The sequence below is a fragment of the Streptomyces sp. NRRL WC-3618 genome (genome assembly GCF_001280005.1).
In the GTDB taxonomy this organism is placed as follows: domain Bacteria; phylum Actinomycetota; class Actinomycetes; order Streptomycetales; family Streptomycetaceae; genus Streptomyces.
The window spans coordinates 30,816-53,599 of record NZ_LGDW01000467.1; the positions used below are offsets into that span (position 1 = coordinate 30,816).

Annotated in this window: 22 protein-coding genes, 1 tRNA gene and 1 pseudogene; 8 read left to right on the forward strand and 16 right to left on the reverse strand. The window is 67.3% G+C overall.

All coding sequences use genetic code 11. The annotated features are described in order from the left end of the window. Nucleotides 1-112 precede the first annotated feature (112 nt). The 10 genes and pseudogenes from ADL01_RS46890 to ADL01_RS34365 all read right to left on the reverse strand — a co-directional run bounded on the left by ADL01_RS46890 (nucleotide 113) and on the right by ADL01_RS34365 (nucleotide 6,807). Nucleotides 113-613, reverse strand: a pseudogene (locus tag ADL01_RS46890) (DUF6093 family protein). After that, nucleotides 519-857 carry a hypothetical protein gene (locus ADL01_RS34325; RefSeq protein ID WP_053745961.1) on the reverse strand — a complete coding sequence of 113 codons (339 nt, stop codon included), beginning with the start codon at nucleotides 855-857 and terminating at the stop codon, nucleotides 519-521. The pseudogene ADL01_RS46890 and the gene ADL01_RS34325 overlap by 95 nt, the downstream one beginning before the upstream one ends. Nucleotides 858-975: 118 nt before the next feature. Next, nucleotides 976-1,461, reverse strand: a complete 486-nt coding sequence (locus ADL01_RS34330) for a hypothetical protein (protein ID WP_053745962.1) — start codon at nucleotides 1,459-1,461, stop codon at nucleotides 976-978. 69 nt (nucleotides 1,462-1,530) lie between these two features. After that, nucleotides 1,531-2,190 (reverse strand): hypothetical protein, encoded by a 660-nt coding sequence (locus tag ADL01_RS34335; RefSeq protein WP_063783624.1) that lies wholly within the window; start codon nucleotides 2,188-2,190, stop codon nucleotides 1,531-1,533. After that, nucleotides 2,187-2,795: a hypothetical protein gene (locus tag ADL01_RS34340; RefSeq protein WP_234354890.1), complete on the reverse strand. Its 609-nt coding sequence runs from the start codon at nucleotides 2,793-2,795 to the stop codon at nucleotides 2,187-2,189. The genes ADL01_RS34335 and ADL01_RS34340 overlap by 4 nt, the downstream gene beginning before the upstream one ends. A gap of 61 nt (nucleotides 2,796-2,856) precedes the next feature. Continuing rightward, entirely contained in the window at nucleotides 2,857-3,204 is a 348-nt protein-coding gene (locus ADL01_RS34345; RefSeq protein WP_053745965.1) for a hypothetical protein, read from the reverse strand. Nucleotides 3,205-3,425: 221 nt separating this feature from the next. Continuing rightward, nucleotides 3,426-4,721, reverse strand: a complete 1,296-nt coding sequence (locus ADL01_RS34350) for a hypothetical protein (protein WP_063783621.1) — start codon at nucleotides 4,719-4,721, stop codon at nucleotides 3,426-3,428. A gap of 47 nt (nucleotides 4,722-4,768) precedes the next feature. Continuing rightward, complete coding sequence (locus ADL01_RS34355) at nucleotides 4,769-5,065, reverse strand: hypothetical protein (protein ID WP_053745966.1); 297 nt, start codon at nucleotides 5,063-5,065, stop codon at nucleotides 4,769-4,771. 30 nt (nucleotides 5,066-5,095) lie between these two features. Next, the gene (locus ADL01_RS34360; RefSeq protein ID WP_420719769.1) at nucleotides 5,096-6,118 is read right to left on the reverse strand and encodes a hypothetical protein; all 1,023 of its coding nucleotides are present in this window, start codon (nucleotides 6,116-6,118) and stop codon (nucleotides 5,096-5,098) included. A 41-nt stretch (nucleotides 6,119-6,159) separates the two neighbouring features. Next, nucleotides 6,160-6,807, reverse strand: a complete 648-nt coding sequence (locus ADL01_RS34365; protein ID WP_053745968.1) for a hypothetical protein — start codon at nucleotides 6,805-6,807, stop codon at nucleotides 6,160-6,162. A gap of 1,132 nt (nucleotides 6,808-7,939) precedes the next feature. On the opposite strand from ADL01_RS34365, the gene ADL01_RS34370 reads away from it, so the two are divergent. Continuing rightward, entirely contained in the window at nucleotides 7,940-8,590 is a 651-nt protein-coding gene (locus tag ADL01_RS34370; protein ID WP_053745969.1) for a hypothetical protein, read from the forward strand. Nucleotides 8,591-8,794: 204 nt separating this feature from the next. On the opposite strand, the gene ADL01_RS34375 is transcribed toward ADL01_RS34370, so the two are convergent. Beyond that, nucleotides 8,795-8,877: transfer RNA gene (locus ADL01_RS34375), tRNA-Leu, on the reverse strand. 459 nt (nucleotides 8,878-9,336) lie between these two features. Between ADL01_RS34375 and ADL01_RS34380 the strand changes: the two genes are divergently transcribed. The 6 genes from ADL01_RS34380 (at nucleotide 9,337) to pknB (ending at nucleotide 17,515) form a co-directional block, all read left to right on the forward strand. Then, on the forward strand, nucleotides 9,337-10,188 hold the full coding sequence (locus ADL01_RS34380; RefSeq protein WP_053745970.1) for an FhaA domain-containing protein: 852 nt from the start codon (nucleotides 9,337-9,339) through the stop codon (nucleotides 10,186-10,188). A gap of 10 nt (nucleotides 10,189-10,198) precedes the next feature. Next, nucleotides 10,199-10,723 (forward strand): FHA domain-containing protein FhaB/FipA, encoded by a 525-nt coding sequence (locus ADL01_RS34385; protein WP_053745971.1) that lies wholly within the window; start codon nucleotides 10,199-10,201, stop codon nucleotides 10,721-10,723. 98 nt (nucleotides 10,724-10,821) lie between these two features. Next, nucleotides 10,822-12,402 carry a Stp1/IreP family PP2C-type Ser/Thr phosphatase gene (locus tag ADL01_RS34390; RefSeq protein WP_199835003.1) on the forward strand — a complete coding sequence of 527 codons (1,581 nt, stop codon included), beginning with the start codon at nucleotides 10,822-10,824 and terminating at the stop codon, nucleotides 12,400-12,402. Nucleotides 12,403-12,429: 27 nt separating this feature from the next. Next, nucleotides 12,430-13,869, forward strand: a complete 1,440-nt coding sequence (locus ADL01_RS34395) for an FtsW/RodA/SpoVE family cell cycle protein (RefSeq protein WP_053745973.1) — start codon at nucleotides 12,430-12,432, stop codon at nucleotides 13,867-13,869. Next, the gene (locus tag ADL01_RS34400; RefSeq protein WP_053745974.1) at nucleotides 13,866-15,338 is read left to right on the forward strand and encodes a peptidoglycan D,D-transpeptidase FtsI family protein; all 1,473 of its coding nucleotides are present in this window, start codon (nucleotides 13,866-13,868) and stop codon (nucleotides 15,336-15,338) included. Before ADL01_RS34395 ends, ADL01_RS34400 begins: the two co-directional genes overlap by 4 nt. 170 nt (nucleotides 15,339-15,508) lie before the next feature. Beyond that, complete coding sequence (pknB, locus tag ADL01_RS34405) at nucleotides 15,509-17,515, forward strand: Stk1 family PASTA domain-containing Ser/Thr kinase (protein WP_053745975.1); 2,007 nt, start codon at nucleotides 15,509-15,511, stop codon at nucleotides 17,513-17,515. Nucleotides 17,516-17,605: 90 nt separating this feature from the next. Here pknB and ADL01_RS34410 read toward each other — a convergent pair whose 3' ends face one another. The 5 genes from ADL01_RS34410 to ADL01_RS34430 all read right to left on the reverse strand — a co-directional run bounded on the left by ADL01_RS34410 (nucleotide 17,606) and on the right by ADL01_RS34430 (nucleotide 22,186). Then, nucleotides 17,606-18,364: a class E sortase gene (locus ADL01_RS34410; RefSeq protein WP_053745976.1), complete on the reverse strand. Its 759-nt coding sequence runs from the start codon at nucleotides 18,362-18,364 to the stop codon at nucleotides 17,606-17,608. A 47-nt stretch (nucleotides 18,365-18,411) separates the two neighbouring features. Next, the gene (locus ADL01_RS34415) at nucleotides 18,412-19,791 is read right to left on the reverse strand and encodes a class E sortase (RefSeq protein WP_053745977.1); all 1,380 of its coding nucleotides are present in this window, start codon (nucleotides 19,789-19,791) and stop codon (nucleotides 18,412-18,414) included. Continuing rightward, entirely contained in the window at nucleotides 19,788-20,426 is a 639-nt protein-coding gene (locus ADL01_RS34420) for an aminodeoxychorismate/anthranilate synthase component II (RefSeq protein ID WP_053745978.1), read from the reverse strand. The genes ADL01_RS34415 and ADL01_RS34420 overlap by 4 nt, the downstream gene beginning before the upstream one ends. Before the next feature lie 223 nt (nucleotides 20,427-20,649). Continuing rightward, nucleotides 20,650-21,366: a class E sortase gene (locus ADL01_RS34425; RefSeq protein WP_053745979.1), complete on the reverse strand. Its 717-nt coding sequence runs from the start codon at nucleotides 21,364-21,366 to the stop codon at nucleotides 20,650-20,652. A 40-nt stretch (nucleotides 21,367-21,406) separates the two neighbouring features. Further along, entirely contained in the window at nucleotides 21,407-22,186 is a 780-nt protein-coding gene (locus ADL01_RS34430) for a DUF881 domain-containing protein (RefSeq protein ID WP_053745980.1), read from the reverse strand. Between the two features lie 141 nt (nucleotides 22,187-22,327). On the opposite strand from ADL01_RS34430, the gene crgA reads away from it, so the two are divergent. Beyond that, on the forward strand, nucleotides 22,328-22,582 hold the full coding sequence (crgA, locus tag ADL01_RS34435; RefSeq protein ID WP_053745981.1) for a cell division protein CrgA: 255 nt from the start codon (nucleotides 22,328-22,330) through the stop codon (nucleotides 22,580-22,582). The last annotated feature ends 202 nt before the right edge of the window (nucleotides 22,583-22,784 follow it).

The window sequence follows — 22,784 nt, forward strand, 5'->3', positions numbered from 1 at the left end:
CGCGTCCGGGAACGTACTGCCGGCCCCATCCGTGTAAGCGCGGCGGCCAGCTCGATCGGATCCCGGAACGCTGCGGCGTCCAGGTGAGCATTCGGATGCGGATTCGCTGCCATCAGTCCACCACCTGGAGCCGCACAACCCGCACCACGGCGAAGGTCCCGACATTCGCGTCCGCCACCTGGAAGCGGCGCCCGACGAGCTGGGTATCCCGGGTCGAACCGCGAACCACGATCACGTCGTCGTCCAGGGTCTACGGAGCGTCAAGCGGCAGCAGCGCCTGATACGCGGTAGCTGCCGGAAGCACGGCCACCGAGCTGTCCAGCGGGGCCGTGATCGCGGGCTGCCCGAGGGGCACGATGGCACCGGACCCCGCCCACACGAGAGCGCCATCCGCCTCAGCGGACTTCAGCTCACCCGTGTCCTCGTCGAGCACATCGTCCGTACGGCCGCCAGGATCCCGCCACACCTCCAGCTGGTCGTCGAGCATCCCCTCCACGACCCGGCGCACACCGGAGAGATCAAGCGCCACGGGCCCACTCCGCCAACTGCCCCAACACGGCGGCCGTCCCACCGCCCGGCACGTTCTCCAGGTCCGCCCGCGCGAGCGCGGCACGCTCTACCTCCAGCGGGTCCAACGCGTCGAGGAACACGGCAGCAGCCGCTCCCGGCTCGGCGGGCACGCCGACCTCCACCCGCGCCAGCGCGTCCAGTTCGGTCGGCCAGGTCCCGGTCGGCCGGAGGTGCAGCACGACGCGCGGTAGATCATGCGGATCGGCGTGCACATCGACTGCTGCGACCTGGTCGCTCACGTCACGTCCGTCCACGGCGACGGCGTAGGCACGGCCGTCGAAGGTCATCTCAAAACGGTTCGGTGTCGACACCGGCGGAGCCTGAACCATGGCGCTGGACTGGAGAACGACCGGCGAGAGGTCGAAAGCATCGCCCGGGCCAGTGGAATGGAGCCGTAGGGCAGGCTCATCGCGTCCGGTCACGAAGCCGACGGCCAGCCGGCCCCGATGCGTCTTGCCTGCGCCATACCGGGACTGACGTCCTGGTGGCGCGGCGTGTCTGAAACCCCACTGCGATCCTCGCCACCCAACAAGCGATGCCCAGCCCGCCGAGGATCAGGGTGGGGACGAACGCGGCGAGCGGGTCGCCGGGCTCCGTCGTGTTGAAGAACAGCCCCACGCTCTGCGCGATCAGCCCCGCACTGACCAGAGCCAGGACCGCCCCACGCAGCTGTAGCTGACCCGCCCGCCCCGTCAGTTCAGGCCGTAGCTGCCACCAACGCCTCAGCACAATCAGCCCTGTCGCGGCGACACATGCTCCGAGCACCGTCGAGCCGTCCCACGAGGAGGTGATCGAGATCCCCGTCCCGATTGCGGCAGCCAGGCCGCCATAGAAGAACAGCACGCCGCGATAGACGCCTTCGGTCAGCGCTCGCGGAGGGATGAACGTCATGTCGTACGGAGTCCCAGTTCGTGGCTCGGGTTTTCGGCAAGGGGCATGGCGAACGTGAGGTGGAAGTGACTAGGCCGGCGCCTCCGGCGAGGCGCCCTCCTCCGGTTCGAGATCCCAGACCGCCACGCTCACCTTTTGCGCCAGCTCTTCGATGTCCTGGGCGGCCCGGATGACCCGTGCGGTGTCGTCGGCTGCAGTCCACAGCACCACGTCAGCGCCGACTTCCTCGTCGCGCCAGGCGTAGCGGAGTGCGGCGATCACTTCGGGGGTGTCTTCCTGCCGGAGATAGCGGAATGTCCGCAGCCCCTCCCCGAGATGTTCCGTGTGGAAGGACTCGACGACCGGGGGCTCGACAGCGTCAGGGTCCTCGGCTCCGACCAGGAAGCGCAGCGTCTCCTCGCGGTCACCTTGCGCAGGCTTGACCATGCTGAAGACCTGGAGAGGCATGCTCGTCGGTTCCCACATACGCAGCAGTACCCGCGTGTCGAAGGGCTCCGGCGCGAAGGCTTCCGCGAAGCGGCGCAGCACACCCGCGAGGAAGGCGATACCTGACTCGCCTGGATCCTGTCCGTACGACCGCCAGAGCAGTTCGGCGCACGAGCGCGTCCAGGCGTCGATGTCCTGCCACTCCTCGGTGTCCCAGCGCGGAGGAAGCTCCAGCCATCGGCCCGGGTCGTAGTCGATGTCGAGGCTGAATTCGTGCTCCAGCTCGACCAGGGGCTCGGTCATGTCCAGCTCCACCGGAAGGTCGTCATCAGGGCGTCGAACCACTCGACCATCGCATCAGCCAGGTCGTCCCGGGGGTTACCGGCTCCGATCGTCGAGAAAGCGGCCACGAGCCACTGACCGGGGTCACCGGGTACCGCCACGAGATACTCCACCCTGCGGCTGGCAAGCTCCGCACTGCGCTCCGGGGCCGCAGGCACGACGCGCTCTCGGCGAACCGCAAGGGCTCCGTCGATCTCGCCGCTGCTCAGGTCCATCTCCGAGGCACTTGCCGTACCGTCGGCGGAGAGCAGTTGCACGGCGATCTCCGCAGGGTCGGACACCTCACTCGGGACACCGTCGGGCCCGGAACGCGCCGGAAGTCGCGCGTTGGAGACGGTGAACGACGCCCCGAGGTTCACCTCCCCCGCCAGCTTCACCGGCAGATACATCTCCAGCGCCTTGGCCCTGCGAGCCTCGGCAACGGCTGCCCGCAGTCTGCGCTCCAACTCCAGCCGGAGAGGCATCAGCTTGTCGCGCGGCACGTCCGCCGGCACGCGTGCGAAGGCGGACGTGACGAGGGAACGTACGGCGTCCTCCGCGTCTCCCCGCCGGAGTGGGATCTGCACCCAGTCCTCGGGCAGAAGAAACCCGTAGCCAGTAGGTGGTGAGGCAGGTTCGGTCACGGGATCAGCCATGCCTGCGGGGCCGACTGTTCGTGTACCAGATGCCCGCGTGCACCGCGGCGCTGATCGCGACCCCGGGCCACAGCTGCCAGTATCCGCCGAGCGCGGCTCCCAGGAGGGCCATGAGGAAATAGAGACCGCTGATGACCCGCAGGTCGAATTCCAGGGTGTCGCTCTTCCTCCTGGTCTCCGGGTTCCAGAACCGGATCAGCACCAGCAGAGGGCTGAGTGCGGCGATGTCCAACGCCCAGGTGGGCATGGGCAGTTCCAGCCCCCATGTCGTGTGGTCCTGCATCGCGACGATGAACCACAGCAGCATGACGAGGGCGATGGCGAGCAGCGCGTAGCGCACCTGGGCTGCCCGCTTGAGGAACCTCTCGTCTCCTGGGCCGGACGCGTGTGTTCCGGAGTCGGCGGCATCGGTCCCGGGATGGTCTTCCGCTCCACGGGGAGGCCGCACAGACCCGTGAAGGTCTTGATCCGCTTCTGCACGGACGCGCTCTTGAGCTTGGCGCGCCTGCCGGGTACGAGCGCTCTCCGTGAGGCCGCTTCTCCGCTTCTCCGGCTTGGGCCTCACCATTGCGACCCGAACCCGACTGCCGGCGCTGTCATGTCTCCCTTGGCATTCACATAGGTAGGGGACCATGCGTCTCCGGCCCGTCCGCCGAGGTCGAGTACTGTACTCGTCCCCCAGTAGGCTTGGGATACGCCCTTATGGCGGGCTGCTTCCGAGGCGATTTCGCTCAGTCGCTGACTGTCCGGGTACCTGCCGCTCATGCGTTCGACGTCCTTCACCTGCTCCGCCATGCGCTTGTCGCCGAGGGCCTTGTAGGTCTCCTTCCGCGTCGCCACCGGCATGGCCTCGTCCCGGGTCTTCACACCCGCGGCTCGACCCTGCTGGTTGTCCGCGGTTCTGCGGAGTCGGCCCAGGCGTCCACTGCCACCCCGTCCGCCGGCGGCACGGTTCATTCTGGCCACTCGCTTTGCCTGCTGCTCCGCGAGGCCCTTCGAGATGCCTCGCCCTTCCTTCTGCAGCGCCTTGACCGCCTTGGCAGCCTTGACGCCGTTCTTGGCCATCTTGAACGCTGCAATGTCGGTGACCACATCGAACCAGGAGCCGTTGCCGGTCAGGGCCATGATGAGGTGGATGCCGAAGACGATTCCGGTGAGGATTCCGGCCAGCACGCCGAGGGCGGGGAAGAAGATCGCGGCGAAGGTGAGCAGGGTGGTGACGTTGCTCAGGACCTCGGCCAGTGTCCCCAGCCAGTCAGCGTCGCCCACCCACGCCTTGAAGTCGTTCCACCAGCTGTCCTCCATGTCGTCGTCGATCGACGACCGGATCTTGCCGGCGTAGTGGTCCGCGCGCTCACCGTAGAAGGTGACAGCCGACTGCAGCTTCGTACGGGCGGCCTCAAGATCTTCCCGGGCGCGCTTCACGGCGGGGTCCTCGTCCGGCTTGTCCTTGCCTGTGTCCTTGTCGGTGCCCTTGTCAGAACTCTTACTGGCACCGTCCGGCTTGTGCTGGTCGATGATCCGCTGGGCGTCCTTGGCATCGTCGAGGGCATGGCCCGCCCTCTTCTGGGCGTCCTCCATGTCGTCCGCCCAGCCGTTGAGGTGCCCCTTCACCTTGCGGTAGCGGTCCTCAGCAAGGTCCAGCCTCCGGCCGAGCCCGCGCGCGTTGTCGCCCAGCTTGTCGGCGTACTCGCCCTTCAGACCGTCGCACTCGGCGATCGCCTGCATGGCAGCGGCCTGCGTGCGCAGCTTCTCGGCGATCCTCTTCATGTGCGTGACCTCGCCCCGGATCCCGTCCGGATCCCCCGGAACGGGGTCGGTCTCTGCGAGCGGCGCCCAGTCAGCCGGCCGAGCCATGGATGTTCCCCCTGCGAAGAGCCGTCAGTCCGTCTACGCCCAAGGCGCTACTTCTTCCCCTTGTTGGCCTTCGCCAACTGGTCGTCGAGTCCCTTGAAGGCGTCGCTGGTCGTCTTGACCTGCTTCCCGACCTTCTCGATCTCCTCGACCAGCCGCCCCCGGTTCTTGTCCCAGTTGTCCACGAAGTCGCCCATGGCGGCCTGGACACGGCTGTCGCCGAGCAGCGACTCGATGTCCTGCTTCCAGTCCTCCAGACCCTTGAACTCGCGGCGGATCTGGGCAAGTTGCTTGGCACTCGTCGCCAGCAGGTCGTAGTCGACCTGGAGATCGGATCCCTTCGACATGCTCGCTCCTCACCCCTCGTGGTTCGCCCGTCAGCGGTTGACGGACTGGATCTCCTGGACGGCCATATCCTGGGTGGTCTCGAAGGTGCCGTCCGGCAGGTCGCCCCGCGCACCGCCGGAGCCCTCCCACGAGATCGCCCAGGTGATCGACGCCTTCAGCTCGTACGGCTGGCCACTGCTCGCGCGTAGATAAGTGATGCCGCAGGGCGGGGCCTTGCTCGCATCGCCCTTGGTGTACGGGGTGCCGATCGAGCCGTCGTCGTTGATCTCGCAGCCGCCGGAGACCGGGTAGGTCTCGGCGTCCTCCGTGCCGGGCTCCAGGTTTAGGGCCACCGGTTTGGCCGTCGCCTCCGCCCACAGACCGGTGTTCGGCAGCGTGGCGCGGACCTTGACCTCGTTGAAGGTGCCCTTGTCCAGCCATACCCAAGTGGGCAGATTCACCGTGGAGTTGGCCGCCGGCTTCAGCTCGATCGCGGTCTGCGGGACCTCGATCTTGTCGTATGCGTACGCGGCCAGAACCTTCGGTGTGGGCGCGTTGGGATCGTCAGGGACGGTGCCGGTACCCTGCCAGAACATGATCTCACTGCAGTCCCACGCGGCGAGGTCGTCCTCGTGCCCGGCACGGACCACGTCGCGCCAGAACATCCCGTCCTTGCCGAGGTTGTAGTTCGTGTAGCCGCCCTCCTGGCCCTTGTCGTAGTAGTTGACGAGCAGCTCGTGGGCCCAGAAGAGGTGCGAATTGACGGGGGCGAGCGTGTCGGTGCCCTCCAACTCCTCCACTCCGGCCTTGAGTTGCGCGGGCGTCAGAACGGGCTCGTACCAGCAGGCCGGAGGCTCCCAGTTGGGGTCGACGGAGGCGAGGGTCCCGGTGGAAGGCTTCGCGGTTCCGCTTCCGCCCGACCGCGTGATGACGATGCTGGACTGGCTGACCTTGGCCGTGAGCTGCCTGCCGGACGTGCCCCCGCTCTGGGAGCCGCTCGGCTTGGACGGGTTCCAGCCGTCGTCCCCGCCGATTGCCAGGGCCGAAGAGGGGGCGAGAAAGGTGATGACCAACGCTGCTGCGGTCAGTCCGAGAACGGAGCGAGCGCCTGTTCTCACTTGCAGCCGCCCTGGGTGGTCGTGACCGCGGTGGTCTGCCAGACACCGTCGTCGTTCTTGCTGAGCTTGGTCTGATACAGGACCTGAGCTGTGTCGGCCGGAGTTTCGGTGATCTCGCCGGTCTTGCGGTTCTTCGTGGAAGCCTTGCTCTCGTCCACGCAGTAGAAGAGGGTTCCTGAGCCGTCCGCGCTGATGCGTGTCTGCGGGTTGTACGCCCGGGTCTTGCCGACCAGGGTGATGTCCTTCGTCACGAACCCGCTGACCCATTCCTTGCCCGTGGTCAGGGCGGTGCCCGTGTTGTAGAAGGTCAGGGCGTCCGATTCCGGATCGGCTTCGATGATCGCGGAGTAGGAACCGAGGAGCTGCTGCTTGCCGTCGTCCAGGATCGTCTGGAGCTTCGCGTCGCTGTTCGTCCAGCTCTCGAAGTCCGCCTGGAACTCACCGGGAAGGGTGATCTCGGGGCGCTTGACGCCGTCCTGCGAGGCCGACGCGGAGGGGCTCGCCGACGCATTCCCACCGCCGACGGCCGCCCCCTTGATCTTGTCCGAGGACGCGTCGTCGCCCCCTCCGGAGCCGCAGGCGGTCAGCAGCAGGGCCGCGGATGCGGTGAGCACGGCTGTCACAAGCCGGGCGGGGCGGTTCACTCTGGACTCCCGCTGGGGTGGGGGATAGCTCAAGCGAACCAACGCTACCCAAGGGGCATGTGTTGACACCAGGCGGGTATCCGCCAAGATCGGGCCGAACATCAGGTTATTTAAACCGAATTGGCCGCCTTGTTTGGTACGTCATGTGACCACTTGGGCTTGCCGAGTGATCGGCGATCCCCCAGACTCGACAAGGTCCGTCCGGTCACATCGGGGCCGTTTGCCAACGCTTACTTCACCGATCATCCAAATTGGCGCTTCACGTGACTGCCGACACTGTCGCTTCCTCCGTACACCCCCGCGACGACGATCTTCCCGTCCGTTGTCATCATGTGACCGTAATCGGTCCGGTTTTCCCGGACCCGGCTGTTTCGCAGGTACGTCATTTGATGCGCGGTTCGGGCGCATATGCATCACATCGCTGTAACCATCAGCGGTGGCGAATCCCCTTCACGAACACTACGAACGAGGACCGGCCAACGAGCAGCACGCCACCCCGAGGACACTTACGGCGCGGATCGCGACCTCGGCAGACGCCGTTCCCATGACCTGGGCAACCTCAACACAGTCATTCGCGCCCCCCGCTGTAGGAGCTCTTCCTCCAGCACACGTCGGAGAGGCCGATGGCGTGCAGGACGGCGCTGGGCGCGCTCAAGTACGTAGCTCCTGCTGATCTGCGCGATGCCAGTTTCCGACGGCCCCAGAGCACAGGCTCTCAGGTGGTCGTAGGACAAGAACGGCGCCAAGCTCCAGAAGAAGACGGACCGCATCAAGAAGCGCCTGTACGGCTACGACGCCTCCCTCGTCATCGCCCGCGCCCCCGACCACGACGGCCTCCCTCTGCCCGACGGCTCGGCCAACCCCGACGTCGTTCCCCGCTGGTCATCGCCTTCTCCGTCGACAAGCCCAGCCACCGCCCCGGCCAGGTGGCCGTCGAAGCCCTCCAGCAGATCGACGACAACCTGCCGCGTGGTTATCTCGCCGGCGACCGCGCCTACAACGGCCAGAAACCGGAGAACTTCCAGCTGCCCGTCCGCGCTATGGGCTACGAGCCCGTCTACGACTACGCCAAGGACCAGCTGCCGGCTTCGCCGGCGCGCAACTTGTCGAGGTCAACTGGTACTGCCCCTCAATGCCCCAGACCCTCAAGGAAGCCACCAAGGACCTCACCGCCGAGAAGATCGACAAACAGACCTGGATCGACCGTATCCGCGCCCGCGCCAACTATCTCTTCATGCCCAAGCAGCGCCCCGATGCCGAAGGTCACCGTCGCGTGATGTGTCCCGCCGAGGCAGGCCGCACCCAGTGCCCACCCAAGAAGCACACCCTCGGACGCGGCATCCACCTGCCCCTCGTAGACCCCACCCCCAGCCCCACGGGCTCACCTCTGTGCTGCAGCCAGAAGACGGTCACGGTCCCACCGGAATCCGGCGCCAACCTCTGGCCGCCCCTCCAGTACGGCTCCGAAGCCCGGCAGCGCGTGTACTTCCGGCTCCGCAACAGCGTCGAAGGCATCAACGGCTACGCCAAGGACCCCCTCTACGAACGCCTCGAAGACGCCGGCACCCGCCGCATCCGCGGCATCGCCGCCCAGACGCTTCTGCTGGCCTTCCAGCTCGCGCATGCCAACTGCCGCAAACTCACCGCCTGGGCGAACGCCATCGCCCTCCACGGCGACCGACCCCACCGTCGGCCCACCCGCCGCCGCAAGACCAAGCCACTGGGCACCTGGCCCCCCAAGGGCTACGTCACCAAGCCGGAAAAGATCGAGCCCGATGAGTGAGACTGCCCACACTTCAACAGCCCACTAAAGATCAACAACCACAAACGTCAACTGCCCGGCGGCTCGCCAGCCGCCGGGCAGTCATGCATGTAAGCACTGTCACACCGCACCTGGCCTGCCCAGACACAGCGAAACGGGCTCATCGTGATCACGATGAGCCCGTTTCGTCGGTGCTGCTGGACACCTTCCGTCGGTGTCCCATTGTGCGCGAGGGGGGAGTTGAACCCCCACGCCCTTGCGGGCACTGGAACCTGAATCCAGCGCGTCTGCCATTCCGCCACTCGCGCATTGTTTTTGTCCTCAGGCCCTGCTCCCAGCGGTGCTGGGGCCTTCCGACATCGAGAAGATTAGCACGCTGGAAGTGGTGGGTTCACATCCCTTTCCCTTGCCCCGCAACCGCCCCGCACCCGCCCCGACAGAGCCGGACCGGCTGCTACTACGTCTCAACACGTGCCTGTTCACGTATCAACCTCGTACCGGTCCAGCACATCTCCCAAGGAGGCGGGCAAGGTGCACAGTCAGGTGCGGGACACTGGTTTGGCGCCGCCTCTACGATCTGGGTACGGCCCGAGGAGTTCGAAGGAGAGCTTCACAGGGAACTTCGTCAGGCGTCGACACCCGTCGAGCGGGCTGACAGGGGGAACCAGCCGATTTCCCCGCGCGTGGATACGATCAGTAAGCAGTACAGGCAGCACAGGCACGGCACGCACGACTCAGACAGAGCAGCAACCAGGAGGAGGTGCCCCATGGGAGTCCTGAAGAAGTTCGAGCAGCGTCTCGAAGGTCTGGTCAACGGCACCTTCGCCAAAGTGTTCAAGTCCGAGGTCCAGCCCGTGGAGATCGCGGGCGCGCTGCAGCGCGAGTGCGACAACAACGCGACCATCTGGAACCGCGACCGGACCGTCGTACCCAACGACTTCATCGTGGAGCTGAGCGCACCGGACTTCGAGCGCCTCAGCCCCTACTCCGGACAGCTCGGCGACGAGCTCGCCGGGATGGTGCGGGACTACGCCAAGCAGCAGCGGTACACCTTCATGGGCGACGTCAGGGTGCACCTGGAGAAGGCCGACGACCTCGACACCGGTCTGTACCGGGTCCGCAGCCGTACGCTCGCCTCCTCCACCAACCAGCAGGCCCCCGCAGGCCCGGGCGCCGCCGCACCCGCGGCCCCGCCCCGAGGCAGGCCCGGAGCGGGCGGATACGGCTATCCGCCCGCCGCACCACCCCCCATGCCGGCCGCACCGCCGCCCGGCGGACGCCCCGGCGCCGCCCCGACGGCCCCGCCCATGGGGCAGCGCCCCACGGCCGGCGCGGGCCGGATGCGGTCCTGGGTCGAGATCAACGGCGCCCGCCACCAGATCTCCGGCCCGACCCTGGTCCTGGGCCGCAGCACCGAGGCCGACGTACGGATCGACGACCCCGGCGTCTCGCGCCGGCACTGCGAGATCCGGCCAGGAACGCCCCCGACGATCCAGGACCTCGGGTCCACCAACGGCATCGTGGTGGACGGGACGCACACCACCCGCGCTACGCTCCGCGACGGCTCGCGAATCGTCGTGGGCAGCACCACCATCATTTACCGGCAAGCCGAAGGGTGAAGCGGGGGCAATGTCAGAGCTGACCCTCACGGTCATGCGGCTGGGTTTCCTGGCCGTACTGTGGCTGTTCGTGATCGTGGCCGTGCAGGTCATCCGCAGCGATCTGTTCGGTACGCGTGTCACCCAGCGCGGGTCGCGGCGTGAAAGCGGCCGCCAGCAGCAGGCGACCGCCCGACAGACAGCAGCGCCCCCACAGCAGCGCCAGCAGCAGCCGTCAGGCGGCGGCAGGCAGCGCAGGGGCGCCCCCAGCAAACTGGTCGTCTCCGAAGGCACCCTCACGGGCACCACCGTCGCCCTCCAGGGACAGACGGTCACGCTCGGCCGGGCCCACGACTCGACCATCGTGCTGGACGACGACTACGCCTCCAGCAGGCATGCCAGGATCTACCCGGACCGGGACGGCCAGTGGATCGTCGAGGATCTCGGGTCCACCAACGGCACCTATCTCGACCGGACCCGGCTGACGACTCCGACACCGATTCCGCTGGGCGCGCCGATCCGCATCGGCAAGACCGTCATCGAGCTGCGGAAGTAGTGCTGCATCATGAATAGGCGCGAGCGGAGCGAGCACGCGGCGGCGGTCCACGCGACGGGCCCCGGCGCGCTCCCGACCGGAGGGTGGGCACCGTGCGGATGTACCCGGAGCCGACGGGCGAGGTGCGCATGAGTCTGTCACTGCGCTTCGCCGCCGGATCGCACAAAGGCATGATCCGCGAGGGCAACGAGGACTCCGGCTACGCCGGCCCCCGCCTCCTCGCGATCGCCGACGGCATGGGCGGCCAGGCGGCCGGTGAGGTCGCCTCCTCCGAGGTGATCTCCACGATCGTCGCCCTCGACGACGACGTTCCCGGCTCCGACATCCTCACCTCGCTCGGCACCGCCGTGCAGCGGGCCAACGACCAGCTCCGGATGATGGTCGAGGAAGACCCCCAGCTGGAGGGCATGGGCACCACGCTCACCGCCCTCCTGTGGACGGGCCAGCGCCTCGGCCTCGTACACGTGGGCGACTCGCGTGCATACCTCCTCCGCGACGGCGTCCTCACCCAGATCACGCAGGACCACACCTGGGTGCAGCGCCTCGTCGACGAGGGGCGCATCACCGAGGAAGAGGCCACCACCCACCCGCAGCGCTCACTCCTCATGCGCGCGCTGGGCAGCGGCGACCACGTCGAACCCGACCTCTCGATCCGTGAGGTCCGGGCCGGCGACCGGTACCTGATCTGCTCCGACGGGCTGAGCGGGGTCGTGTCCCACCAGACCATGGAGGACACGCTCGCCAGCTACCAGGGCCCCCAGGAGACCGTGCAGCAGCTCATCGAGCTGGCGCTGCGCGGTGGCGGCCCCGACAACATCACCGTGATCATCGCCGACGTCCTGGACCTCGACACCGGGGACACCCTCGCCGGGCAGCTGTCCGACGTGCCCGTGGTGGTCGGCGCGGTCGCTGAGAACCAGCACAACCAGCACCACCTGCACGACGGCGGCGCCATGCAGACGCCCGCCGGACGCGCCTCCGGGCTCGGCCGGCAGCGGCCCGCGCACGACGGCGGTGGCGGCGAGTTCGGCCCGCCCGGCTCCGGCGACACCACCGGATACGTCCAGACCGGCGGCGGCTTCGGCGGCTACAGCGACGAGGACTTCGTCAAACCCGGCGCCGGCCGCAGGTGGTTCAAGAGAACCCTCTACATCACCCTCGCCCTCGCCGTCATCGGCGGCGGCCTGTACGGCGGCTACCGCTGGACGCAGACCCAGTACTACGTCGGCGCCAGCGACAAGCACGTCGCGCTGTATCGGGGCATCAACCAGGACCTGGCCTGGATCTCGCTCTCGAAGGTCGAGACGGACCACCCCGAGATCGAACTCAAGTACCTGCCCGCCTATCAGCAGAAGCAGGTCGAGGGCACCATCACGGAGGGCGGCCTCAAGGACGCCCAGTCGAAGATCTCCGAGCTGGCCACCCAGGCCTCCGCCTGCAAGAAGCAGGAAGCACGGCGCGCGGCCGACAACGCGAACAACGCCAAGACCGGCGAGGGCGAGGCCGGCGGCACCACGGGAACCACCCGTACCGCCGCCACGTCCAAGGCAACGCCGAGCCCGACGACGCCGCCCGGATCGGCGTCGCCGTCCCCGTCCACAACCGCACCCACTCCCACACCCGGCCCCAGCCTCTCCGAGGAAGAGCAGAAGCTGGTCTCGCTGTGCGGTAAGCAGTAGGCAAGCCGTGAGGGGCCACTTCATACGATGAGCAGTACAACCAACGCTTCGCAGCACCACACGTCCACGATCGGCGCGATCGGCACCCCGAGCCGACGCAACACCGAACTGGCACTCCTGGTGTTCGCCGTCGTCATCCCGGTGTTCGCCTACATCAACGTGGGCCTGGCCATCAACGACAAGATCCCGGCCGGGCTACTCGCTTACGGCGTCGGCCTCGGCCTGATCGCCGGCATCGGCCACCTCGTCGTACGCAAGTTCGCCCCGTACGCCGACCCACTGTTGCTGCCCCTGGCCACGCTGCTCAACGGTGTCGGACTGGTGGTCATCTGGCGGCTGGACCAGTCCCCGAAGCTCCAGCGGCTTCCCAACTACGTCGAAGCGGCCCCCCGCCAGCTGCTGAACTCGGCACTGGGCGTCGCCCTGTTCGTGGCGGTGCTGATGCTCCTCAAGGATCACCGCATCCTCCAGCGCTACACGTACATCTCCATGGCCGGAGCCGTGGTCCTGCTGGTCCTGCCGCTGGTCCCGGGCCTCGGCTTCGACAACTTCGGCGCCAAGATCTGGATCAAGATCCCCGGCCTGGGAAGCGTCCAGCCCGGTGAGTTCGCGAAGATCGCCCTCGCTGTCTTCTTCGCCGGCTACCTGATGGTGAAACGCGACGCGCTCGCCCTCGCCAGCCGCCGCTTCATGGGCCTGTACCTGCCCCGGGGCCGCGACCTCGGTCCGATCATCGTGGTCTGGATCATCTCGATCCTGATCCTGGTCTTCGAGACCGACCTCGGTACCTCGCTGCTGTTCTTCGGAATGTTCATCATCATGCTGTACGTGGCCACCGAGCGGACCAGCTGGATCGTCTTCGGTCTGCTGATGTCGGCGGTCGGCGCGGTCGGCGTCGCCAGCTTCGAATCGCACGTCCAGCAGCGCGTCCAAGCCTGGCTCGACCCGAAGAACGAATACCTCCTCAGCCTGAAGGGCGTCGGGGGTCACACCATGCAGTCCATGCAGGCCCTGTGGGCCTTCGGCTCCGGCGGCACCCTCGGCACCGGGCTCGGCCAGGGCAACTCCGACCTCATCGGCTTCGCCGCCAACTCCGACTTCATCCTCGCCACCTTCGGCGAGGAACTCGGCCTGGCCGGCGTCATGGCGATCCTGCTCATCTACGGCCTGATCGTGGAACGCGGCATTCGCACCGCCCTCGCCGCTCGCGACCCCTTCGGCAAGCTCCTCGCCATCGGCCTCTCAGGCGCTTTCGCGATCCAGGTCTTCGTTGTCGCCGGCGGCGTCATGGGCCTGATCCCGCTGACCGGTATGACGATGCCGTTCCTGGCGTACGGCGGTTCCTCCGTCATGGCCAACTGGGCCCTCATCGGCATCCTGCTCAGAATCAGCGACACCGCGCGCCGTCCCGCGCCCGCCCCGGCCCCCAGCCCCGACGCCGAGATGACCCAGGTGGTCCGACCGTGAACAAGCCCCTGCGCCGGATCGCGCTCTTCTGCGGCCTCCTCGTGCTCGCCCTGCTTGTCCGCGACAACTGGATCCAGTACGTCCGGGCGGACGAGCTCAAGGACGACAAGTACAACCGTCGTGTCGCCATCGAGCGGTACGCCACCCCCCGCGGCAACATCATCGTCGACGGAGAGGCGATCACCGGCTCCACCACGTCCAAGAGCAGCGACTTCGAGTACAAGCGCACCTACAAGGACGGCCCCATGTGGGCCCCCGTCACGGGCTACGCCTCGCAGGCGTTCGGCGCGACGCAGCTCGAGTCCATCGACGACGGCATCCTCACCGGCAACGACGACCGGCTCTTCTTCCGCAACACCCTCGACATGATCACGGGCAAGAAGAAGCAGGGCGGCAACGTCGTCACCACCCTCAACGCCGCCGCCCAGAAGGCCGCGTACGACGGCCTCAAGGAGCGCGGCAAGGGCGCCGTGGCCGCGATCGACCCGTCGACCGGCGCGATCCTGGCCCTGGCGTCGTTCCCCTCGTACGACCCCTCGACGTTCGCCGGGAACTCGAACGACGACGCGAAGGCCTGGCAGAAGCTCCAGAAGAAGGCCGACCCCAACGACCCCATGCTCAACCGGGCCCTGCGCGACATCTACCCGCCCGGCTCCACCTTCAAGGTCGTGACGGCGGCCGCCGCCCTCGAGAACGGCCTCTACACGGACGCCGACGAGAAGACGGACTCGCCGCTCCCCTACAACCTGCCCACCACCTCGACCCCGCTGAAGAACGAGGGGACCATCCCCTGCAAGAACGCGACCATGCGCGTCGCGCTGCAGTTCTCCTGCAACACCGTGTTCGGCAAGATCGGCGCCGACCTCGGTAGGGACAAGATGCTCGAGGAGGCCAAGAAGTTCGGCTTCAACTCCGAGCAGTTCATCCCGGTCCGCTCCGCCGCCTCCAACTTCCCCGAGAAGATGGACAAGCCGCAGACCGCCCTCAGCTCCATCGGCCAGTTCGAGACGGCGACGACCCCGCTGCAGATGGCCATGGTCGCCTCCGCGGTCGCCAATGACGGCAAGCTGATGAAGCCGTACATGGTCGACAAGCTCCAGGCCCCCAACATCGACGTGCTCCAGCAGACGGAGCCCGAGGAGATGAGCCAGCCCCTGTCCTCCAAGAACGCCCAGACCCTCCAGTCGATGATGGAGACGGTCGTCAAGGACGGCACCGGCAAGAAGGCGCAGATCAGCGGCGTGACCGTCGGCGGTAAGACCGGCACCGCCCAGCACGGCGTCGACAACAGCGAGAAGCCGTACGCCTGGTTCATCTCCTACGCCAAACTCGCCGACGGCAGCTCACCCGTCGCCGTGGCGGTCGTCGTCGAGGACGACGGCGCCGTCCGCGACAACATCTCGGGCGGCGGTCTGGCCGCGCCCATCGCCAAGAGCGTGATGGAGGCGGTCATCCAGAGCAAGCAGTGAGAGCCCCGTCACGCCCCCTTCACATCGGTGCACGTTGCGATACCGGTCCGGTATCGGCTGACGGGCTTGGCCAGGTCACACAAATGAACCCGGGTACCGTATGCCCGGACGGCACAGCCGGACCACACACAGGTGCGGTCGGGACCGACGGAGAGGGCTGGTAGGAAGCTATGGAAGAGCCGCGTCGCCTCGGCGGCCGGTACGAGCTGGGTCACGTGCTCGGCCGTGGTGGCATGGCCGAGGTCTACCTCGCACATGACACCCGCCTGGGCCGCACCGTGGCAGTGAAGACGTTGCGCGCCGACCTCGCGCGCGACCCTTCCTTCCAGGCCCGGTTCCGCCGGGAGGCCCAGTCGGCCGCCTCGCTCAACCATCCCGCGATCGTCGCCGTGTACGACACCGGCGAGGACTACATCGACGGGACGTCCATCCCGTACATCGTCATGGAGTACGTGGACGGCTCCACCCTCCGTGAGCTCCTCCACTCGGGCCGCAAGCTACTGCCCGAGCGGACGCTGGAGATGACCATCGGGATCCTCCAGGCGTTGGAGTACTCCCACAGAAGCGGCATCGTCCACCGCGACATCAAGCCCGCCAACGTGATGCTCACGCGCAACGGCCAGGTCAAGGTCATGGACTTCGGCATCGCCCGCGCGATGGGCGACTCCGGCATGACGATGACGCAGACGTCCGCGGTCATAGGAACGGCCCAGTACCTCTCGCCGGAACAGGCGAAGGGAGAGCAGGTCGACGCGCGGTCCGACCTGTACTCCTCCGGCTGCCTGCTCTACGAACTCCTGACGGTCCGCCCGCCGTTCATCGGGGACTCCCCGGTCGCGGTGGCGTACCAGCACGTACGGGAAGAACCGCAGCCCCCGTCGGTGTTCGACCCCGAGATCACGCCCGAGATGGACGCCATCGTCCTGAAGGCCCTGGTCAAGGACCCGGACTACCGTTACCAGTCCGCCGACGAGATGCGCATCGACATCGAGGCCTGCCTCGATGGCCAGCCCGTCGCGGCCGCCGCGGCCATGGGCTCGGTCGGCTACGGCGCCTACGGCTACCCCGACGACCAGGCGACCACCGCCCTGCGCTCCGACGCCGGCGCCACCACCATGCTCCCCCCGATGAGCCCGGACGACGGCGGCTACGGCTACGACGACCACCCCCGACGCCGCCAGCAGAAGAAGTCGAACACCTCGACGATCCTGCTGGCCGTGGCGGGCGTACTGGTGCTGGTGGGCGCGATCCTGATCGGCAAGTACGTGTTCGACGGGAAGGGTGTGAACGACGCCGCCATCACGAACCCGAACTTCGTCAGCCAGACCAAGAAGGACGCCGAGAGGGCGGCGGTGAACGTCGACCTGAAACTGACGTTCACCGAGAAGCCCTGCGAGAACGAGCCCAAGGGCAACATCTGCGAGCAGGCCCCGAAGGCCGGGGTCAAGGTCAAGAAGAACGACATCATCGCGCTGGTGGTGTCCACCGGGGCGCCGAAGGTGGTCGTGCCGAGCGTGCTCGGCGACGACATCGACGAGGCCACGAAGAAACTCGCGGACGACAAGTACCTGTTCGACGTCAAGACGGAGACCAAGGAGTCTCCCGAGACCCCGGGGAAGGTCCTGGAACAGTCCCTGGACGTCGGCACCGAGGTGGAAAAGGGCACGACGATCACCCTCACCGTCGCCAAGGAAGAAAAGAAGTCGACGGTCCCGGCGGTCATCGGTCAGGACTGTGACGCCGCCAAGCAGCAGATGCAGGCCAACGGCCTCGTCGGCAACTGCACGGAGATCGAGACCACGGACGACAACCAGGTCGGCAAGGTCATCGCGACCTCACCGCAGGCCAACACCGAGGCCGACCCGGGCTCCACGGTGACCATCCAGATCGGCAAGAAGGCCGAGGTCAAGAAGACCCCGGTCCCGAACGTCACCCAGAAGACCGTCGGCGAGGCCAAGCAGATCCTCCAGGCGGCCGGCTTCAACAACATCCAGTTCGCCAACGGCAGCGACCAGAGCGACGCCGCGTTCGTCATCGCCCAGGATCCGCAGGGCGGCAACGGCAACGAGGTCGAGGATCCGGGCAACACCCAGATCACGCTCCAGACGGTCAACTTCGGCGGCGGCAACAACGGTGGAAACGGCGACAACAACAACGGCGGCGGTGTCTTCGGCTGACCGTTTGTCACGTGAGACGGGCCCCGGCACTCGAGATGAGTGCCGGGGCCCGCTTTTTCCCGCAGCCTTCTTACCAAGGAGCCGGTTTCTTCATCCCAGTTCCTTCGGTGGTGTCCGGTCGCTGTCCACCTTCTCCACCCGCACCAGCTCCCCCCACACGATGTACCGGTACTCCGAGGTGAACACCGGGGTGCAGGTGGTCAGCGTGATGTACCGTCCCGCCTTCCGCTTCCCCGACTCCTTCGGTACCGCCGACAGCACCTGGACGTTGTACTTCGAGGTCTCCGGGAGGGTGGCGTAGACCTTGTAGACGTACCACTCGTTCTTCGTCTCGAAGACGATCGGGTCGCCCTTCTTCAGCTTGTCGATGTTGTGGAACTTGGCTCCGTGGCCGTCCCGGTGTGCCGCCAGTGCGAAGTTGCCCTGCTTCGCCTGCGGAAGCGCCGACTTGACCGGGTCCACGTAGTAGCCGGCGACCCCGTCGTTCAGGACCTTCGACGACGTGCCCTTCTTGACCAGGACCTCGCCGTTCCTCATCGCCGGGACGTGCAGGAAGCCGATGCCGTCCTTGGTGTCCAGCGCGCCGGGGCCCGTGTCGACCTCATCACCGTCGGCCCAGTGGTCGCGGACCTGGTCGCCCTGTTTGTTCGCCTCACGGTCCGCGACGACGTTCGTCCACCAGAGGGAGTACGCGACGAACAGGCCGAGCACCAGGCCCGCCGTGATGAGTAGTTCACCGAAGAGGCTCACCGCGGTGGCCAGTTTGCGGCCCATGCGCCGCGGGCGGGCCTGCGACGGGGAAACCTCGGGGCCGGCGGTCTGCTCGTCGTGGTCCGTCGTCGCTGCCACTCTTCATCTGCCCTAACTGCTACTGCACAAGCCCGCCACCGTCGCCGCTACTGCAGCAAGGCATCCGGCTTGCCCTTGCTGCGCGGCCGTTCCTCGACCATCTTGCCCCACACGATCATCCGGTACTTACTGGTGAATTCCGGCGTACACGTCGTGAGGGTGATGTAGCGGCCGGGCCCGGTGAAGCCCGAGCCTTTCGGAATCGGGTTCAGGACGCTCGTGTTGCTCGGCGACGTGACCGGCAGGATCGACTCCATCTTGTAGACGTAGTACTTGTCCTGCGTCTCCACGACGATCGCGTCGCCCTTGTTCAGCCGGTTGATGTACCGGAACGGCTCGCCGTGCGTGTTGCGGTGGCCCGCGAGCCCGAAGTTGCCGGTCGCCGCGGACGGCATCGCCGTGGTGAGGCCGCCCTCCGCGTAGTGGCCGACCATGCCCCGGTCCAGCACGTCCTTCTTGCTGGTGCCCTCCGCGATCGGCACCACCACGTCCAGCTTGGGAATGTCCAGAATGGCGAAGCCCTGCCCCGGCTCGAACACTCCCGGCGCGCGCTTCCCGCTCGCCCAGTCGTCCTGGAGGCTGGTCGTCTCGCTCCCGGCCTGCGCGTGCGCCCGTACGTTCGTCCACCACAGCTGGTAGGTCACGAACAGCAGCATCAGCACGCCGGTGGTGATGAACACCTCACCGATCGCACGGCTCGCCATCACGCCCATGCCCGGCTTCTGCGCCCGGGCGGCCTGCCGGGCCGCCATGCGCGAGAGGGGCGCCCCGCCCGCCGCGGACTCGGCGGTCGTCTCCGATGCCTCCTGCGGGCCCCCAGGGCGCCCGTGGCGGGACTTGGCGGCCTTCCTGCGCGCCGCACGCCCTCCGCCCTCAGAAGCGCCCTCAGAGGCGCCTGTGGCCCCTGTGGCTGCCGAGGCGGCAGAACGCGGGCCGTCGTGGCCGTCGTCGGCTATTCGCGGCGCCTCGGGACGCAGATCGGGAGGCAGGTCGTTCAGCCGGAGCGCCACGGTCTCCTGGTCGACGGGCGGGAGAACCACGGTGGGAGGCGCGAGAAGGGCCGCGGGCGGCGCGTACGGCGCCTGCTCCTCGTACACCCCCACCTGCCAGTCCTGCGCGTACCCCCGCGCGTCGTACCCCGACTCCGGTCCCGGATCCCGGTGCTCCGCCGCCCCTCGCTCGGCCGAGGCGTCGTAGGGCCGCCCATGACCACTGCGCCTGCGCCGACCCCGCGCGCGGGGCGGCGGCGCAGGCGGATCGTTACGCTGCGCCGGCAACGGGTCGCTCAGCGGGTCCACCAGCCCGTCCACCGCCGCCTCGAACGCGCCAGGCGCCTCGTACGGCTGCTGCTGCCCGTACGAGGTTCCCTGGTCGCCGGTGTCTCCGTAGCCGGAGCCGGACTCGCGCTCGGGGCGCAGGGCGGTCACGCCGTGGCCCTGCCCACCACCGGGGCGAGCCCCTCAGACCTCGCCACAGCGCCCTGGTCACCGCACTCCGCCAGCCAGTTGGCCAGCATCAGGTGACCGTGCTCCGTCAGCACCGACTCGGGGTGGAACTGCACACCCTCGACCGGGAGCTCACGGTGTCTGAGGCCCATGATGATGCCGTCGTGCGTACGGGCGGTCACCTCGAGCTCGGCCGGGACCGTCTCCGGTTCCGCCGCCAGGGAGTGGTAGCGGGTCGCCGTGAAAGGGCTCGGCAGACCGGCGAACACGCCCCTGCCCTCGTGTTCCACGAGGGACGTCTTGCCGTGCAGCAGCTCGGGCGCACGGTCCACCACACCGCCGTACGCCACCTGCATCGACTGCATGCCCAGGCAGACACCGAACACCGGCACCCCGGTGGCCGCGCAGTGGCGGACCATCTCGATGCAGACCCCGGCTTCCTCAGGCGTACCCGGACCCGGCGACAGCAGCACACCGTCGAAGCCGTCCTGCGCGTGCGCGGTCGACACCTCGTCGTTGCGCAGCACCTCGCACTCGGCGCCCAGCTGGTACAGGTACTGGACCAGGTTGAAAACGAAGCTGTCGTAGTTGTCGACGACGAGAATCCGTGCGCTCACTGGTCGTTCACCGTCACATCGTTGAAGGGGAGGAGAGGCTCGGCCCACGGGAAGACGTACTGGAAGAGCACGTAGACAACCGCCAGCGCCAGCACGAGGGAAAGCAGTGCCTTCACCCACGCGTTCCCTGGCAGATGCCGCCAGATCCAGCCGTACATGCCGTCCCTTCCGTCGCCCACGGCACCCGACTCGCGGCACCGGACTCACGCCGTACGTCACCAGATTAACGGCGCAGCGCCGCAGGTTTCCCGGCCTCCACAGGCTGTGTGGAATCCAGGTGCGCCCAGACGATCAGCCGATGACTGTGTCCCCACTCCGGATCGCACGTGGTCAGCGTGAGGTAACGACCCGAACGCGTGTACCCGCTCTTACGTGGCACAGGATCGATCACCTCAACGTCCGCGGGCACGGTTTTGTAGGGGCCTTTGTCGATCCTGTACGTGAACCACGTCGTCCCGTCCGTCAGCACCACCGCGTCCCCCCGTCGCAGCCTCGGGAAGTCCTTGAACGGATCGCCGTACGTACGCCGGTGGCCGGCGACGGAGAAGTTGCCCTCCTGGCCGAGCCGCGCGGTGGTGGCGTAGTGGCCGAGGCCCTTCTTCAAGGTGTTCGTTTTCGTGCCTTCGAGCACGGGCTTGTTCCACGTGAAACCAAGCCGCGGGATGTACATGATCGCGAAGGGTCTGCCCGAGGTGTAGGGCCCTGGGGGCATCGGGCCGGTCGGGCGCATGGTGCTCGCGGGGGTGGCCGGCGTCCGCGGTGGCGCCTGCGTCACCGTGTCGTTCGACCACTGCTCCTGTAACTGGTGGATCTGGTCGTCCATGACGCTGTCGGCCGTCACGCCCGTCCAGAACAGCACGTACACGACGAAGAGCACGATCAACGTGCCCGTCGTGACGCACAGTTCACTGACCGTCCTGATGATCACGCGCCCCGACACAGGCCCCCCAGCGGTGCTGCCAGCTGTCCGGCTGTTCCAGCTACTTCACAGGCTTCGCGTAGTGCAGGTCCACTGTGCCCGAGTAGCCGGGCAGAGTCACCGTCCCGTCCTCGTCGACCTGCCAGCCGAGCCCGTAGACGTTGACGTACACCATGTAGTTCTGGATCGCCTTGGACGCCGCGAGCGAGCTCTTCAGCTTCTCCGGGTCACCGATCGCCGTGATCTTGTACGGGGGCGAGTAGACGCGTCCCTGGAGGATCAGGGTGTTGCCCACGCAGCGGACCGCACTGGTGGAGATCAGGCGCTGGTCCATGACCTTGATGCCCTTGGCCCCGCCCTGCCACAGCGCGTTCACCACGGCTTGCAGGTCCTGCTGGTGGATGACCAGGTAGTCGGGCTGCGGCTCGGGGTAGCCGGGGAGTTTCGCGGTGGCGTTCGGCGGGGCGTCGTTGAGGGTGACCGTGAGCGCCTGGCCCTTGACCTTCTGGGTGCCCGCGGCCTTCTCCAGCGCCGCCAGCCTCGCGTCCTCGGCCTCGGTGCTGCCGTCGTCGCGCTCGGCGAGCGCCTCGACCTCGTCGCGCACGGTCGCGTTGGACTCGTCGAGCCGGCCGTTCTTGTGGCTGCGCTCCTGGATCAGGTCCGAGAGTTTCAGCAAGGAGGAGTCCGTGCGGATGTTCGTGCCCTTGGCGGTGTCGAAGCTCGTGAAGAAGATCAGCCCGGCGAGGGCGAAGACCCCCAGGGTGAGCAGCCGGACCGGGCGGAAACGGCGGTTACTGGGAGGACTGGAGTCCGTCCCGGGAGAGTCGGCAGAATTGCTCAACGTACCCTTATCTCCTTCGGCGCCGCGGAAGCACTACGCTAACGGACGCCCGGGGGAGTGCTACGTGTCCCCTTGTACTCTTCCCGGAGCCCCACCCAGTTCCCTGCGCGGCCACGCAGCGCATCGACAGGAGAGACCCTCGTGCCGAAGTCACGTATCCGCAAGAAGGCCGACTACACGCCGCCGCCCGCCAAGCAGGCGACGGCCATCAAACTGAACAGCCGCAGCTGGGTCGCACCGGTCATGCTGGCCATGTTCCTCATCGGTCTGGCCTGGATCGTCCTCTTCTACGTGACCGACGGCAAGCTGCCGATCGACTCACTGGACAACTGGAACATCGTGGTGGGCTTCGGCTTCATCGCCGCCGGATTCGGCGTCTCCACGCAGTGGAAGTAGCCCCTCTCAGGGCTCTACCCAGGGCTTTTCGCTGAGTTATCCACAGACGGACCCGATTTTCCACACCCCACCTGGGGAAAAGACGACGATCTGTGGATAACTCACCGAGCGTTGACGCCGGTACGACTGACACACCACTAATCGCAAGCCTGTTCGCCCCCTGCCTGACCTGGGAAAACTCCGGTCGGTGACAGGGGGCACA

Excerpts from the sequence above, each read along its gene's own strand:
- ADL01_RS34325 (WP_053745961.1), bottom strand. The coding sequence starts at position 857 with ATGACCTTCGACGGCCGTGCCTACGCCGTCGCCGTGGACGGACGTGAC.
- ADL01_RS34350 (WP_063783621.1), bottom strand. The coding sequence starts at position 4,721 with ATGGCTCGGCCGGCTGACTGGGCGCCGCTCGCAGAGACCGACCCCGTT.
- ADL01_RS34330 (WP_053745962.1), bottom strand. The coding sequence starts at position 1,461 with ATGACGTTCATCCCTCCGCGAGCGCTGACCGAAGGCGTCTATCGCGGC.
- ADL01_RS34370 (WP_053745969.1), top strand. The coding sequence starts at position 7,940 with ATGCCCCAGACCCTCAAGGAAGCCACCAAGGACCTCACCGCCGAGAAG.
- ADL01_RS34385 (WP_053745971.1), top strand. The coding sequence starts at position 10,199 with ATGTCAGAGCTGACCCTCACGGTCATGCGGCTGGGTTTCCTGGCCGTA.
- ADL01_RS34390 (WP_199835003.1), top strand. The coding sequence starts at position 10,822 with ATGTACCCGGAGCCGACGGGCGAGGTGCGCATGAGTCTGTCACTGCGC.
- ADL01_RS34355 (WP_053745966.1), bottom strand. The coding sequence starts at position 5,065 with ATGTCGAAGGGATCCGATCTCCAGGTCGACTACGACCTGCTGGCGACG.
- ADL01_RS34335 (WP_063783624.1), bottom strand. The coding sequence starts at position 2,190 with ATGACCGAGCCCCTGGTCGAGCTGGAGCACGAATTCAGCCTCGACATC.
- pknB (WP_053745975.1), top strand. The coding sequence starts at position 15,509 with ATGGAAGAGCCGCGTCGCCTCGGCGGCCGGTACGAGCTGGGTCACGTG.
- ADL01_RS34395 (WP_053745973.1), top strand. The coding sequence starts at position 12,430 with ATGAGCAGTACAACCAACGCTTCGCAGCACCACACGTCCACGATCGGC.
- ADL01_RS34380 (WP_053745970.1), top strand. The coding sequence starts at position 9,337 with ATGGGAGTCCTGAAGAAGTTCGAGCAGCGTCTCGAAGGTCTGGTCAAC.